At 67.9% G+C, this 15,001-nt stretch carries 13 protein-coding genes and 1 tRNA gene; 6 read left to right on the forward strand and 8 right to left on the reverse strand.

Translation table 11 applies throughout. The annotated features are described in order from the left end of the window. Positions 1 to 11: 11 nt before the first annotated feature. Positions 12 to 1,496 carry a 4-hydroxyphenylacetate 3-hydroxylase family protein gene (locus L0966_RS04715; protein ID WP_234050660.1) on the reverse strand — a complete coding sequence of 495 codons (1,485 nt, stop codon included), beginning with the start codon at positions 1,494 to 1,496 and terminating at the stop codon, positions 12 to 14. Between the two features lie 33 nt (positions 1,497 to 1,529). Further along, positions 1,530 to 2,045, reverse strand: coding sequence for a flavin reductase family protein (locus L0966_RS04720; protein WP_234050661.1), 516 nt, complete (start codon positions 2,043 to 2,045; stop codon positions 1,530 to 1,532). Between the two features lie 275 nt (positions 2,046 to 2,320). Here L0966_RS04720 and L0966_RS04725 point away from each other — a divergent pair, with 275 nt between their 5' ends. From L0966_RS04725 to L0966_RS04745, 5 genes are read left to right on the forward strand one after another with little or no spacing between them, the layout of a single operon-like run. After that, complete coding sequence (locus tag L0966_RS04725) at positions 2,321 to 2,908, forward strand: hypothetical protein (RefSeq protein WP_234050662.1); 588 nt, start codon at positions 2,321 to 2,323, stop codon at positions 2,906 to 2,908. A gap of 15 nt (positions 2,909 to 2,923) precedes the next feature. Next, on the forward strand, positions 2,924 to 3,496 hold the full coding sequence (locus tag L0966_RS04730; protein WP_234050663.1) for a flavoprotein: 573 nt from the start codon (positions 2,924 to 2,926) through the stop codon (positions 3,494 to 3,496). A 3-nt stretch (positions 3,497 to 3,499) separates the two neighbouring features. Continuing rightward, positions 3,500 to 4,930, forward strand: a complete 1,431-nt coding sequence (locus L0966_RS04735) for a DUF6513 domain-containing protein (protein WP_234050664.1) — start codon at positions 3,500 to 3,502, stop codon at positions 4,928 to 4,930. Next, positions 4,923 to 5,483 (forward strand): DUF447 domain-containing protein, encoded by a 561-nt coding sequence (locus L0966_RS04740; RefSeq protein WP_234050665.1) that lies wholly within the window; start codon positions 4,923 to 4,925, stop codon positions 5,481 to 5,483. The genes L0966_RS04735 and L0966_RS04740 overlap by 8 nt, the downstream gene beginning before the upstream one ends. Further along, complete coding sequence (locus L0966_RS04745; protein WP_234050666.1) at positions 5,480 to 6,199, forward strand: (5-formylfuran-3-yl)methyl phosphate synthase; 720 nt, start codon at positions 5,480 to 5,482, stop codon at positions 6,197 to 6,199. Before L0966_RS04740 ends, L0966_RS04745 begins: the two co-directional genes overlap by 4 nt. 845 nt (positions 6,200 to 7,044) lie before the next feature. Here the strand turns inward: L0966_RS04745 and L0966_RS04750 are convergent. From L0966_RS04750 to mgtE, 5 genes are all read right to left on the reverse strand, one after another. Beyond that, positions 7,045 to 8,118, reverse strand: a complete 1,074-nt coding sequence (locus tag L0966_RS04750; protein WP_234050667.1) for a nitronate monooxygenase family protein — start codon at positions 8,116 to 8,118, stop codon at positions 7,045 to 7,047. A gap of 131 nt (positions 8,119 to 8,249) precedes the next feature. Beyond that, entirely contained in the window at positions 8,250 to 8,630 is a 381-nt protein-coding gene (locus L0966_RS04755) for a 4a-hydroxytetrahydrobiopterin dehydratase (RefSeq protein ID WP_234050668.1), read from the reverse strand. Between the two features lie 30 nt (positions 8,631 to 8,660). After that, the gene (gene folD / locus L0966_RS04760; protein ID WP_234050669.1) at positions 8,661 to 9,533 is read right to left on the reverse strand and encodes a bifunctional methylenetetrahydrofolate dehydrogenase/methenyltetrahydrofolate cyclohydrolase FolD; all 873 of its coding nucleotides are present in this window, start codon (positions 9,531 to 9,533) and stop codon (positions 8,661 to 8,663) included. A 362-nt stretch (positions 9,534 to 9,895) separates the two neighbouring features. Continuing rightward, complete coding sequence (locus L0966_RS04765; protein WP_234050670.1) at positions 9,896 to 12,064, reverse strand: EAL domain-containing protein; 2,169 nt, start codon at positions 12,062 to 12,064, stop codon at positions 9,896 to 9,898. Positions 12,065 to 12,238: 174 nt separating this feature from the next. Beyond that, positions 12,239 to 13,654: a magnesium transporter gene (gene mgtE, locus L0966_RS04770; RefSeq protein WP_234050671.1), complete on the reverse strand. Its 1,416-nt coding sequence runs from the start codon at positions 13,652 to 13,654 to the stop codon at positions 12,239 to 12,241. Between the two features lie 256 nt (positions 13,655 to 13,910). Here mgtE and L0966_RS04775 point away from each other — a divergent pair, with 256 nt between their 5' ends. After that, positions 13,911 to 14,714, forward strand: coding sequence for a polysaccharide deacetylase family protein (locus tag L0966_RS04775; protein WP_234050672.1), 804 nt, complete (start codon positions 13,911 to 13,913; stop codon positions 14,712 to 14,714). Between the two features lie 121 nt (positions 14,715 to 14,835). On the opposite strand, the gene L0966_RS04780 is transcribed toward L0966_RS04775, so the two are convergent. Continuing rightward, positions 14,836 to 14,920, reverse strand: a tRNA-Leu gene (locus tag L0966_RS04780). Between the last annotated feature and the right edge of the window lie 81 nt (positions 14,921 to 15,001).

The following is a 15,001-nucleotide window of genomic DNA, read 5'->3' on the forward strand; positions in this document are numbered from 1 at the left end:
CTTGGGCGCGCTCACTCGGCCGCTTGGGCCGTCGCGGCGGGCACTTCGTCGGCGAGGTCGTAGCTGGAGAGCATGCGGTTCACGAGATCGCCGGCCTTGTTCCAGTCATATGTGCGGAAGGAGTGGTTCTTCACCACGAAGCTCGCGCCGGCATAGAACATCTCATACTGCGCATGGCGCGAGGCGAACTCGGAGCCCACCGCGTCCCACGCCAGCTTGAAGAACTTCACGCGCTCGTCGGCGCTGGCGGCGGGCGACTGCTGGGTCTTGCGGATGAGGGCCGCCAGCTCCGGATTTTCGTAATCGTGCACCGAGGACGGCAGCATGATGAGGCCGCCGCCGGCCAGCTCCCGCAGGGTGGCGATGAGCTTGCCATAAAGCTGCTGCGCCATGGTCTGCGCGGCATAAAGGGTGTGCCGGTCGGGGATGAAATAGGGGCCATAGGTGGTGCCCTTGGCCTCCATGGCCGCCACGAAGGCGTCCACCATGCCCACCTCGGCGGCGAGCTGGCCCAGGGTCTCGCGCACCTGAGGGAAGTTGATGATGCCATTCACCTCGGCGATGCGCCGGGCAAGGCCCGCCAGGAAGCGCACCTTCACCGAAAGGCGGATCTGCGCCTGGTAGTTCTGGTAGACATGCGCCGGGGTGGCGTGGAACTGCTTGCCCACCATGGCGATGTCATCGACGATGAAGATCCGGTCCCACGGCACCTTCACGTCGTCGAAGTACAGCACCGCGTCGTTCTCGTCGAAGCGGCTGGCCAGGGGATTGTCGAAGACCGACGGCGCGGCCGCCTCATAGGACTTGCGCGAGAGCACCTTCAGGCCCTTCGCATTCATGGGAATGGCGAAGGAGAGGGCATATTTCTCGTCGCCCGGCTGCAGCGGCTGGATGCAGGTGACGAACACCTCGTTCGCCATAATGCCGCCGGTGGCCAGCATCTTGGCCCCGCGCACGGTAATGCCTTCCGCATCGCGGTCCACGATGGCCGCGGACAGGAACGGATCGGCCTGCTCGGCCGCGCCCTTGGAGCGGTCGGCCTGGGGATTGATGATGACGTAGGTGAGGTAGAGGTCGTTGTCGCGGGCGTAGCGGTAATAGTCCGCCAGCGCATTGGCGCGGGCCTTGTCATAGGCCTCGAACTGGTCGAGCCCCATATACATGCCGGCGATGCAGGAGGCGACGTGGTCCGGCGCGCGGCCGAGGAAGCCGCCATGCAGCTCGGTCCAGGCTTCCAGGCCCTTGCGGCGGGTCACCAGGTCCTCATAGCTGTGGGGCAGCTGCCAGATGCGGTTGGCGCGGGTGCCGGTCTCGGTGGCGAAGGTCATCAGCTCCGCGTTTTCCGGGGCGCTGTGAAAGTCGAACATCTTGGCGACCGAGGCCACCGCCCGCTCATAGCCGGGGTGGGTGGTCACGTCCTTCACCAGCTTGCCGTCGAGGAAGACCTCGCGGCCGTCCTGAAGGCTGGCGGTGTGCTGGGCTCCGTTCTTGATCATCTGGAAGGTCCTTCGATGTTGGCCGCGGTCGCTTCAGCGCTGCGGCATGTCGGTGGACGCAAGCGCATGATAGCGCCCGCGAAAGAAGATGAGAGGGGCCTCGGTGCTGGGGGCTGACACGCGCAGCACGCGGGCAATGAAAATCTCGTGGTCGCCACCCTCATGGACGGCGTAGGGCGCGCATTCCAGGTGTGCGAGCGCACCCTTCAGCAGGGGCACGTCATGGGCGCCGAGATGGTGGTCCACCGCGCTCCACTTGTCCTCCAGGGCACGGGCGAAGCGGTCGGACAGCTCGCGCTGGTCCGCGCCCAGGATGTTGATGCCGAACCCGCGCGCCTCGCGCATGGCCGGCAGCGACAAGGCGCGCCGGTCCACGGAAAACAGGACAAGGGGTGGATCGAGGGAGACCGAGTTGAACGAACTCATGGTCATGCCGATGCGCGTGCCGTCGGCGGCGCTGGCGGTCACCACCGCGACACCGGTGGCGAACTGGCCCAGCACCTGGCGAAAGGTGCGCGAATCCAGAGGAGGAAAGTCGGTTTGCGACATCTCAGGCTCGCTGGAAGGATTGGTTATTAGCTTTGTAACAAAGCTATCTCCGCAATGCTGATGACGTCAAGTGCATTCATGCCGATCCAGCCTTGCGGCTGGCGTGGAGCCGGCGCGCGAGCCGCTTCGTGCCGCAGTGCCCTCACCCGCATGCGGTCATGTTACATTCGTCCGCGACGGGCGCGAGGCCCCACCATTACCGGCGAACGGGTGCGCTCTTGAATCCTCCAGCCCTTCCCCCCGGTCCCCTCGTGGTCAAACTGGGCGGCAGCCTCATGCGGGGCGCGCCTCCCCGCGCGCTGCTGGCCCGCCTCGCGCCCCTGCCCGGCGTGGTGCTTGTGCCGGGAGGCGGCGTGTTCGCCGATGCGGTGCGCGAGGCCCAGGCGCTTCTCGGCTTCAGCGAAAGCGCGGCCCATCGCATGGCCATCCTCGCCATGGAGCAGACGGCCTGCCTGCTCCAGGATCTGGCCCCCACCTTGCGCCCGGCCCGCACCCTCGCCGGACTCGCCGCTGCCGGCACGGGCGCGGCCCTGTGGTTTCCGGCGGCGCTGCTGATCGGCCAGGCTGAGATTCCCGAGAGCTGGGACGTGACATCCGACAGCCTTGCCTTGTGGCTGGCGCGCCAGCTTCAGGCCCCGCGCCTGCTGCTCATAAAAGCCGAGGGCGCCGCCGTTCCGCCACCCTCGGGCACGCGCGCGGAGGATGTTTCCACCTGGAGCCGGCTTGGTCTGGTGGATCAGGCGCTTGAAGGCATGGCGCTCGGCTACGAAGGCGATATTGTGCTTGCCGCCGCGGACGATGCGTCCACCCTAGACACCGTCCTTGCCCCATTCGAAGCGGCGGGCAGGACCCACGAACCTTGAAGGGCGAAGGCCCCGATGAAAAAAGTGACCAATCCCCGCTGGGCGTGGGCCCTGACGGGCTCCGGCCATTTCTTCACGGAGAGCATGGAGATCATCCGCGAATTGGGAGATGTGGATCTCTTCATTTCCGCGGCCGCCGCCGAGGTCCTGCGCATGTACCGGCAGGACAAGGAGCCGCTGCCGGACACCGTGCACATCTATCGCGACGACAGCGCCTCTTCCGCCTCGGTGGGCCGCTTCTATCATGGGGAATACCACACGCTGGTGGTCTCCCCCGCCACCTCCAACACGGTCGCGAAGGCGGTCTGCGGCATCTCTGATTCCCTGGTCACTAACTGCTTCGCCCAGGCCGGCAAGTGCCGGGTCCACTGCATCGTGTTCGCCTGCGACAGCGCGCCGGAGCTCATCACCATGGCGCCGGAAGGCCCGGTGCCGGTCTATCCGCGCCGCATCGACCTTGAGAACACGCAGAAGCTCAAGGAATTCGACGCCACCGACGTGGCCGAGAGCCTGTCCGAGCTGAGGGTGGCCATCGCCCGCCGCCGGTCGGAGCTCGCCGCCGCGGGCCTCATTTCCCCGGCGAGCTGACCCATGGCGGAGCGGGTCGCGCTCATCACCGGATCCCTGGCGGAACCGCGCATTGCTCGCATCGCGGAGGCGATTGCGGACGAGGCTTTGCACCCGGTGGTCATCAATATCGGCGTGAAGGTGGCGGCGCTGATGACCGCCGAAATCGTGGAACGCCGCCTGAAGCTGCCCGATGGCATCGACCGGGTGGTGATGCCCGGCCGCTTCCGGGGCGATCTCGACCGGCTGGCCGCCCATTTCGGCATCCCCTTCGCGCGCGGGCCGGAAGAGGCGGCGGACATTCCTGATTATTTCGGCAAAGGCGGCGGCACCGCCGATCTCTCCCGGCAGGAGGTGATGCTGTTCGCGGAGATCGTGGACGCCACCCGCCTCTCGGTGGACGGCCTTTTGGAGCGCGCCCGGCGCCTGAAGGCCGACGGCGCCGACGTGATCGACCTCGGCGCCTTGCCCGACGAGCCCTTCCCCCATCTGGAAGAGAGCATCGGCGCGCTGAAGGCTGAGGGCTTCCGGGTGAGCGTCGATTCGTTCGACCTCTCCGAGCTGGCGCGGGCGACGCGGGCGGGGGCCGACTTCCTGTTGAGCCTCAACGAGACCAATCTCGACATCGCCAAGGAAGGCCCCGCCGTGCCGGTTCTGGTGCCGGCCAAGCAGGGCGACCTTTCCTCCCTCATCCGGGCGGTGGAGGCGTGCGAGGCCATGGGCCAGCCGTTCCTGGCCGACCCTATTCTCGACCCCATCCATTTCGGCTTCACCGGCTCCATCCTGCGCTATGCGGAGCTGCGTCGGCTGAAGCCGGAAATCCCCATCCTCATGGGCATCGGCAACGTCACTGAGCTGACGGATGCCGACACCACCGGCATCAACGCCATCCTCATGGGGGTGATCTCGGAACTGCATCTCAATGCGGTGCTGGCGGTGCAGGTGAGCCCCCATTGCCGCACCGCTGTGCGCGAGTTCGACCGGGCGCGGCGGGAATTCTTCGCCGCGCGCGAGGCCCGCTCTCTGCCCCAGGGCTTCGGCGGCGGACTGATGGCGCTGCGCGATCGCAAGCCCCTCACCACCACCGCGCGGGAGGTGGAGCAGCTTGCCGCGGAAGTGACCGACCGCGCTTTTCGCATCGAGGTGAGCGAAAAGGGCATTCACGCTTATAATCGCGAGGGCCACCACGTGGCCGCCGAGCCGTTTGCCCTGTTCCCCCATCTGAAGGTGGAACATGACGGCGCCCACGCCTTTTATCTGGGCGTGGAGACCGCGCGGGCCGAGATCGCCTTCCAGCTGGGCAAGCGCTACGCCCAGGATGAGCCCCTGCGCTGGGGCGTGGCGGGCGAGACCGGAGGCCAGGTGGACGAGGCCCACAAATTGACGTTCAAGGAAGCGGGTTCAACCCTCTCCGCCAAAAAGAATGCCGATCAGAAAGGCGAAAAAAGTGATTAGGGAGACCATCGTCACCACGGCTTCGCCCACCGGCGAGCCGCATGTGGCGCCCATGGGGGCGAGCGTGGTGGAAGGCGGCTATCTGCTGATGCCGTTCCGCCCCTCGCGCACCCTCGACAATCTCATGGCCACCCGCGCCGGCGTGCTCAATTTCACCGACGACGCGCGCATCTTCGCCGGCTGCGTCACCGGCCGCCGCCGCGATTGGCCCACCGTGCCCGCCGGCGCCGGCGTGCGCCTTGCCGAAACGCTGGCCCACGCTGAATTCGCGGTGGAGCGGGTGGAGGACGATGCCCAGCGCCCGCGCTTCTTCTGCCGCGTGGTGCGACAGGAGAGCCACGGCCTCTTCCAGGGGCTCAACCGCGCTGTGGCGGCGTGCGTGGAGGGGGCGGTGCTGGTCTCGCGCCTCCACATGCTGCCGCTGGATCAGGTAGAGCGCGAGATGGCGCACCTCGCCATCGCCATCGAGAAGACCGCCGGCCCGGCCGAGCGCGAGGCCTGGGGCTGGCTGATGGAGGCGCTCGCCGCCCACCGCGCCAAGGAGGCCTCATGAGCACCCCCGGCTTCCTCGCCTCCGTGGCCAATCTCGACGAGATGGAAACGGTCCTCGCCTGCGGCGTGGACATCGTCGATCTCAAGAACCCGTCCGAAGGGGCGCTCGGCGCCTGGCCGGAGGATCGGCTGAAAGAGGCGGTTACGCGCTGGCGCGCTCATCTGCCGGGCCCGAACCTGAGCGCCACCGTGGGCGATCACCCGCTCGATGCGGCCCGCCTCGCGGCCGCCGCCGCGCGCACCGCCGCCACCGGCGTGCCCCTGGTGAAAATCGGCTTCGCCCTGCCCCGGCATGGCGCGGAAGCGGCCCTGGCGCCGTGCCTTTCCGCGCTCGCGCCCATTGCGCGGGACACGCGGCTCATCGCCGTGCTGTTCGCCGATCAGGCGCCGGATATCGAGCTCGTGCCGGCTTTCGCGGCGGCGGGGTTTGCCGGAATCATGCTCGATACGGCGGATAAAGCGGCCGGCAGCCTGCGCGCACACCTGGCTGAGGCCACCCTGGCCCGCTTCGTGGAGCTGGCCCGGCGGCACAAGCTGATGACGGGCCTCGCCGGCTCCCTGAAGCTCCCGGATGTGGCCCCTCTGGCCGCGCTCCATCCCGATTATCTCGGCTTCCGGGGCGCCCTATGCGCCGAAGGCCGCACCGGCGCCCTCGATCCCGACCGCCTCGCTGCCGTGGCCCGGGCCCTCAGCGCCTCATGCGGGATCGCGGCATAGACCGAGCGCCTTTTGGACACAGGGGGCGGGCGGCGCCCCCTTCTCCGGCTTGCAAGTGGCGGCCCGGGCGCGTTCCATCCTTGTCAAAAGACAAGCTGTGAAGGCGCGATGGCCCGTTAGGGCCTCGCCTCTCCGCGTGGCACAGTTTCCCTTGCCCCTGGTTGGCTTGCCCCCGGTTCCCTTGGCGCAGGTTCCCTTGGCGCAGGCACTTCCTGCCCGCGCTCCTGACCTGCCGCCACGGTCCCCGTGGGGGAGCTGCAGCGTGCGAAGCATCCCGGTGGCGGATCGCCCTTTCGCTGGAGGCTCGTCGCCCCAGGGCTGCCGCGAAGACCAAGATCACCAGGCCAGCCATCCCCTTTCACCGCGCGAGACATGGCGACATGAGCTGGAGCGCCCCTCGGCCGCATCTTGCGCCGCAGATGAAACGCACGTAGCGGCGGCGACAGGCTAAGCCGCCGCTGTCCTCCTTCCCCTTCCGCCGGGGTCCGCAGGCTCCGCACGATGGAGGGGACGCCACAAGACCAAGTCGCGGGCGGGGCCTGCTCCCGTCGCGGAATCACGCTGAACCCAAGGAACGCGCCAAACGGACAGAGAAGCGGGACGCGCCACTCCCTCTGGCCAGGCGACCACCTTCCCGCCTCTTCCCCAGGCGGGCGCGGGCGTACTTGCTGCCTCGGTGGCGCGCCATCAGATGGAGGGAAAAGACCGCCCGGCTGCCTGACGCGCCAATGCCGTGGGTGCCGGAGCCGCGTCTGCGACGAGCATTCTTGCCGAAGGCAGACACAACCATGGGAACGCCAGCCCGTATATGGAAAGGAGGCCGGTTCGAAAAGTGCGATACGGCCTCAGCGCACGGCCAGCGCGGCGCGAACCGAGGCGTATTCGCGCATCAGCAGGTCACACAATTCCGCCGCCGGAAGAGCGCGGGCGAGCGGTGCGCCCTGCCCTGCCCACTGGGCGCCGAAGCTGGAATCACCGGCCGCCTTGGCCGCCGCATTCAGCGCCTTGCCCGCGTCATAGGCCACCGGATAGGCGGCGCGGGGCGCATCAAGATCAGCGGCGAATGCGGTGAAGCCGTTGGCGAGGCAGCGTGCCGGGCGACCGGAAATGGCGTCGGTCATCACCGTGTGAAGGGCAGCCTCGCTGGACAAGGCGGCCCGGTGGCCGGCATCGGCCGCGCTCTCCGGGCAGCCGATGAAGGCGGTGCCGAGCTGGGCGGCCAGGGCACCGGATGCCAGGGCCGCCGCAATGCCCCCACCATTCATGATGCCGCCCGCCGCGATCACGGGAATGGACAGCTCCCGCGCCAGCAGCTGCACCAGCGCCAGGGTGGAGAGGCGGTCGTCGGCCGCCTCGGGGTCGAACATGCCGCGATGGCCGCCGGCCTCGTAGCCCTGCGCCACCACCGCATCAATGCCCGCCGCTTCCACGAGCCGCCCCTCGGCCAGACTGGTGGCGGTGGCGAACAGCACCGCGCCCGCCGCCTTCAGCCGTCCGATAACGTCATCCGAGGGCAAGCCGAAATGGAAGCTGACCACCGCCGGCCGCTCCGCCACCAGCATCTCGACCATGTCCGGATCCGCGCGGAAGCTGCGATAGATCTCGTGAATCACCGTGGGCGGCGCCGCCCCGAAGCGAGCGAAGGCGGGTGCCAGGGCCAAAAGCCAATCGGCCTCGCGCACCGCGTCACGCTGTGCGGGCTCGTGGCAGAACACATTGACGTTGAAGGGCTTGTCCGTCAGCGCGCGGGTGGAGGCGATCAGCTGCCGCCCCGCCTCCGCATTGCCCGCGCCGAGGGCGATGGAGCCCAGCCCCCCGGCGGAGGCCACCGCCGCCGCCAGATTCGGCGTGGACGTGCCGGCCATGGGCGCCTGGATGAGGGGGATGGACATGCCGAGGCGGTGGAGAAGCGAGGTCATGGCGGAGCTCCCAAACGCTTTTCCGCCTTCTTACGGCCGCGCGCCCGGTCCGGTCCAGCCAACTCTAAACGCGCGAAGCGGCGGCCAGGGTGGACCGCCGCTTCGTTCAGGCGTTCTCGAGCGAAAACGCGTCAATCATACTTCACGTAGGCGAAGCGCAGATCGTGGGCGGGCGTGCCTTCCAGCGGCGTGTCCTCGCCCAAGCCGGGCTGCCACTGGACCACCTCTTCGATCTTCTGCGCCAGGGCGAAGTCGCGCACCGTGATGCCCTTGGCGTCGTGGGACATCAGGCGCACCTCGACCCACGCGTAAGAGGCGGTGAGGTCCGGGTGGTGCCACGCCGCTTCCGCAAGGTGACCCACCGCGTTGATCACCATCAAGGTGCCCTTCCAGCTGTTGGTGCGGTAGGTGCGGCGGATCCAGCCGTCCTCATAGCGCCAGTGGGGAAGGTCCCCCCTCAGCCGCTCCTCGATCTCGAGCGGCGTGAAGGTCTTCTTGCGATCGATGCTCATGACCCGGCTCCCTTCAACGGCCCGAGCGGCTCACAGGCCGTTCTGGCGGCGGGTGGCGGTGAGCGTGTTCTGGAGCAGGCAGGCGATGGTCATAGGGCCCACACCGCCCGGCACCGGGGTGATGAGGCCGGCAATGCCCTGGGCTTCCGCATAGGCCACGTCACCCACCAGCTTCGTCTTGCCGTCTTCCTTCGGAATGCGGTTGATGCCCACGTCGATCACCGTGGCGCCGGGCTTGATCCAGTCGCCGCGGATCATTTCGGGGCGGCCCACCGCCGCCACCAGAATGTCCGCCTGCCGGCACTCGCCCGGCAAGTCACGGGTGCGCGAATGGGCAATGGTGACGGTGCAGTCTTCCTTCAGCAGCAGCTGGGCAGCCGGCTTGCCGACGATGTTGGAGCGCCCCACCACCACCGCCTTCATGCCCGAGAGGTTGCCCAGATGATGCTTCAGCAGCATCACGCAGCCGAGCGGCGTGCACGGCACCAGCGCGTCGAGGCCCACCGCCAGGCGGCCCGCATTCACCACATGGAAGCCGTCCACGTCCTTGGCCGGATCGATGGCCGCCAGCACCTTGGTGGAATCGATATGGCCCGGCAAAGGCAGCTGAACCAGGATGCCGTTGACCGCCGGATCGGCGTTCAGCTTGGCCACCAGGGCCAAAAGATCGGCCTCGGCGGTCTCGGCCGGCAGCTTATGCTCGAAGGAGGTCATGCCGACTTCAAGGGTCTGCGCGGCCTTGTTGCGCACATAGACCTGGCTCGCCGGGTCCTCGCCCACCAGCACAACCGCGAGGCCGGGCTTGATGCCGCGCGCGCGGCCGAGCTCCGCCACCTCTTCGGCGATGCGGGTGCGCAGGTTGGCGGCGAAGGCTTTTCCATCAATGGGCTTGGTTTCGATCACGGAAGAAGATCCCGTCATTTGGCGCCGGCAAGGGCGGATGCAAGGCTGCGGACAGAAGCTATGGACAGAAGCTACGGACTTGGGCTGCGAACACAGGCCGCTGCACAGTCCACCGCGCCGCTCCGGCTCGCCGGCAGGGCACGCGATTGCCCGCCTGAAGCCCTCGCGGCGCGCCGAACCTGCGTGCGGCTCACCCGCGTTCACGTCACCCGCGTTCGCGTCGCCCGCGTTCTTGGCCGGCCGCCGGACACATGCAAGACAAAACCGCCGGCAGCCGCCGCGAAAGCGAGACAGCCGACCTTATACAGAAAATATTTTTCTTTAAAAGAAATTCGTGCGCCTGCGAGGGCAATCCCGATCGCTCAATCCACGGCGTTGAGCGGGGGCGGCACCTGCTGCGGAAAATCCCCCAGCTCGGCAACGTCATCGTCGGCGGCGGCAACGGCGCCGGTGCGCTGGCGTTCCACCATTTTCACCGCCGCCTCGAGCGATAGCGGGGGACCGAACAGATAGCCCTGCGCATGGTGCGCCCCGAACGCCCGCAGGAAGCGCAGCTGCTCGCGCGTCTCCACCCCTTCCGCGGTCACCGTCACGCCCAGCGAGCGGCCGAGCCGCACCACATATTCCACGATGGAGGCCGCATCCCGCTGCTGGCCCAGATTCATGATGAAGGAGCGATCCACCTTGATCTTGGTGATGGGATAGCGCCGCACATGGACCAGGGAGGCGTGGCCGGTGCCGAAATCATCGAGCGCCAGGCGGATGCCCCGCTCCCGCAGCCGCGTCAGCGCCAGGGCCGCGCCGGCGCCGGGGTCGATGATCGCGCTCTCGGTGATCTCCAGCTCCAGGCGGTTCGGATCAAAGCCCGTCTCCCGCAGAGTCGCCTGGATGTCGTCGGCGATGCCGGCAGTGCGCAGGTTGAGGGGGGAGAGATTGACCGAAAGCGTCACCCCCGGCAGTCGCCGCGCATCGGTGCAGGCGCGCCGGAGCACGAAGGCATCGATGCGGGTGATGAGTCGCGACCGTTCCGCAATCGGCACGAAGGCCCCGGGCAGCAGGCGGCCGCGCGTGGGATGGTCCCACCGCACCAGCGCCTCGAAGCCCACCACCCGCTCGGTCTCCACATCCACCTGCGGCTGATAGAGCACGGTGAGCTCGCCATGCTCCAGCGCCCGCACCACCTCCTGCTCGGTCCGGCGCAGGCGAATCTGCTCCTGCTCGAAGGCCACCTCGAAGTCGCGGAAGATGCCGCCCCCGTCAGCCTTGGCGCGATAAAGGGCGATGTCGGCCAGGCGCATCAGCTCCGCCGAGTCGTTCGCATCCTTCGGCGCCCGGGCCGCGCCCATGGACGTCGCGATCCGCAGGTCGAGCGAATCCAGCAGCACGGGAATGCTCAGCAGGCCGTAAAGGCTGGCCACCAGGCTTCCGAACTCCGCCTCGGTCTCGTAATGCGCGAACAGCACGAACTCATCGCCGCCGACACGCGCCACCGCGCCCCGCTCGCCGAGCCCTCCGCGCAGGCGCCGGGCCACCACCTGCAGCAGCTGATCACCCACCGCGTGGCCGTGGCTGTCGTTGATGGCCTTGAAGTCATCAAGGTCCACGAACACCACCGCCAGCTGGTCCGTGCGCCTGGGCGGCTTCAGGGCGGCATCAAGCAGGGTCACGAAGTGGCCCCGGCTGCACAGGCCGGTGAGCTGGTCCTGATTGATGATCTCCCGGGCCCGCGCCTCGCTCTCGCCCAGGGCCGCCGCCAGCCGCCGGGCCCGCAGCATGAGCACGAAGAAGACGACGCAAAGGGCCACCGCCACCACCAGCAGCAGCGGCACGGCGGCCAGCAGCAGGAAGGCCGCCGGCTGATCGCTGCGCCAAGTCAGGCGCACCGATGAGCTGTCGAGCAGATTCGGTTCCACAAGCTCGCTCTTGCCGAGATTTGCCGGCCTGTCGGAAAGAGTGAGCGCGCCGCCTTCAAGCGCGGCGGAGCGGGCCAGCGAGGAGAGCAGCTCGGAATCGAGCACATCGGCGCCGACGATCGCCAATGGCTGTGGGCTGGCAACAGCCTCGCTCTGCAGCCGGAACACGGTGGCGGTGAGAACCACCGCCTCGCCGTCCCCGACCGAGAGCCCGGCGGGATCCTCGCCCTTCGGGGCCTCGTGCAGCTCGGTCAGCAGGCGCGTGATGGCGGGCTCAAGGGCGTGGTGGGCCGCGCCCACACCCTGGCGCCCATTTTCCGAGGCGTAGATGGTCTTGCCGTGCGCGTCCACGATGTAGACGTATTCAAGACCCGCCGCCTCCTGCAGATGCCGGCCGAATTTCTGGTGGAGATCATCAAGGTCCCCACGCGCGATATGGGCGAGCAGATCCCGCTCCGTCATGACTCCGGAAAGGGCATCACGGATCCGGATCTCGCGCTCACGCAGGGAAGTCTTCACAGCCTCGATCTCGCGCGTGGCGACGACGCGGTCATGGCGCGAGATCGCGTAGCCGAGCGCCATCGCCGACGCCAGGAACAGCAGGAAGAGCGTCACCACCCCAAAAGCTAGGAATCTGTGCGCAACGGCGCCCTTGCGCGATGGAATGATAAGTCTCCCTCAACCAATCCCTGACGCCATCCGTTCTGCACCGCGGATGGCGCCCCCCCCGGATGCATGTTCGACACTTCTACCCGCCGCGCAAGCGCTGTTGAGGTATCCGGGGAGAAATTCCTAAGCCCCCGAGAACCACCAGGTGGCCAGGCCGAGAAAGGCCAGGAACCCCACGCAATCGGTCACCATCGTCACAAAGACGCCGGAGGCTACCGCCGGATCCAGCCGCAGCCGCGAGATGGCAAGCGGAATGAGGATGCCAAACAGCCCGGCCGCCGCCATGTTCAACACCAGCGCGGCCGAGATGACGAAGCCCAGATGCACGTTGGCGAACCAGAGCGCGGCGATGCCGCCCAGCAGGCAGGCGAGCGTTGCGCCATTGAACAGGCCCACCAGCAGCTCGCGTGACACGATTCGCCGGGCATTGTGGGTGGACAGGTCCTTGGTGGCCAGCGCGCGAACGGCCACCGTCATGGTCTGGGTGCCGGCATTGCCGCCCATGGAAGCGACGATGGGCATCAGCACCGCCAGCGCCACCATCTTCTCGATGGTGCCCTCGAACATGGAGATGATGGAGGCGGAGACGAAGGCCGTGCCCAGGTTCACCACCAGCCACGGCAGGCGGCTGCGCGCCGTGTAGACCACCGTGTCGGACAACTCCTCATCGGAACCCACGCCGGCCAGGGCGCGCAGATCCTCGTCCGCCTCTTCCTGGATCACGTCCACCACATCGTCGATGGTCATCACGCCCACGAGCCGGCCCGCATCGTCCACCACCGGGGCGGAAACGAGGTTGTAATGCTCGAACTTGCGGGCGACCTCCTCCTGGTCCTCGCTGGCGGTGACGACCTGGGCGTGCTCGCTCTTCAGCGCCGTGAGCAGCACCTGGCGGCGGCTGCGCAACAGCCTGTCGAGCCGCACCGCCCCCACCAGCCGATAGGCCGGATCCACTACGAACACCTCATAGAAGGTGTCCGGCAGGTTGGCGGTCTCGCGCATGTAGTCGATGGTTCGTCCCACCGTCCAGAACGGGGGGACGGCGATGAACTCGGTCTGCATGCGCCGGCCGGCGCTTTCCTCGGGATAGTCCAGGGAGCGCAGCAGCGCGACGCGCTCGGGCGCCGGCATCAGCTCCAGGATCGCCGCCACATCCTCCTCGGAAAGGTCTTCCAGGATGTAGACGGCATCGTCCGAATCGAGCCCGCGCATGCCGCGCGCCACGGTCTTGGGCGAGAGGCCGTGCAGGATCTGCACACGCATCGTCTCGTCCAGCTCGGTGAGGGCCGTGAAGTCGAAATCGTCGCCCAGAAGCTCGATGAGCCGGCGCCGGTCCTCGCCGTCGAGGGCCTCCAGCAGGTCGCCCATATCGGCTTCGTGGACGCTGCGGGTGAGCGCATGGAGCCGGTCCACGTCCCGCTCGCCGATGGAGGCGATGACCGAGTCGCGGAACGCCTCCGCGATATTGCCGGCCTCGTCGCGCACGGGCGGGAGGTGATCGCCGCGCTCGGCGTCGGCAGGATTGAGATCCTCGCGCATGGCTGCTCCCGATATCAACGAATTGGGGATTGGGCTTGCCCCGACGATCGGACCGGTCGTGCCGGATGCGTCGTCGGTGCGGAGCGCTGATCTGCCTCTAGTGCGCCTCCCGCTTTTAGGGAAGCGGCAAACGGTGCGCCAATGCGACGGTTCTGCAACAATTGTGGACCGAGACGCGTTTGCAACACCTTCATTTCGCCGCGAGCCGCGCCTAAAGCGCCTCCCGATCCTGTGAACGCAAGGGGGAACGGGCGTCATGGCACATGGGCACCGGTGGATGACGGGCACGCGCGACATTGCCTTCGCGCTCGCTCTGGGCCTTCCCCTCGCCGCGCAGTCGGCGGCTGCCGCTGAAAGCTGCGGGCCCGATGCGCTGGGCACAGCGCGGGTGCTGGAGGTCAACCCCAAGGGCGTGCAGGTGGGCACCAAGTCGTTCCCCGGCACCCTGCCCCTCGCCCCGCGCGAGGTGGTTCTGACCTTCGACGACGGCCCGTGGCCCAAGACCACCGAGGCCATTCTCGACGCATTGAAGGCGGAATGCGCGCGCGCCACCTTCTTCATCATCGGCGACAATGCGAAGGCCCGTCCCGCGTTGGTGCGGCGGGAGCTGGCGGAGGGCCACACCGTGGCCCACCATTCCATGACCCACCCGGCCGCGACCCTGGCGAAGCTGCCGTTCGACGCCGCGGTCGCCGACATCCGCAAGGGCATCGCCGCCGACGAAGCGGCCGCCTACGGCGCCAGCGGCGCGGTGCCCCGCGTGCCCTTCTTCCGCTTTCCCGGCTTTGCCTCCACGCCGGAGCTTCTCGCCTATCTCGACCGCTCGGGAATCGCGGTCTTCGGCGCCGATTTCTGGGCCAGCGACTGGAACAAGATGACCCCCGAGCAGGAGCTGGACCTGGTTCTGAAGCGTCTCGACGCCGCCGGCGGCGGCATCGTGCTGTTCCACGACACCAAGGCGCAGACGGCGGCGATGATTCCCGCTTTCCTGCGCGCCCTGAAGGAGAAGGGCTACAAGGTGGTGCACATCGTGCCCGCCCAGCAGCACGCCGCGCGCTGAGGCGCGCGGGCCGGCGCGCCCCAGGGCCGGGCGCGCGTTTTGCGAAATGGGATGCTGAAATGAAAAAAGGCGGCCAAGGCCGCCCTTATTTCACACACCGGAGCACCGGGCGTTCCATTCCTGGTGCGGACGAGAGGACTCGAACCTCCACGGGTCTCCCCACTAGCACCTCAAGCTAGCGCGTCTACCAATTCCGCCACGACCGCAGTCAGGATGGCACCACCGGGGTTCTCGAAGAGGACCGTGTCCGGCGGGGAGCCATCGTCTAACAGATCACCCAGAGCGCC

The organism is Xanthobacter sp. NM-59 (assembly GCF_021401125.1).
Taxonomy (GTDB): Bacteria; Pseudomonadota; Alphaproteobacteria; order Rhizobiales; family Xanthobacteraceae; genus Xanthobacter.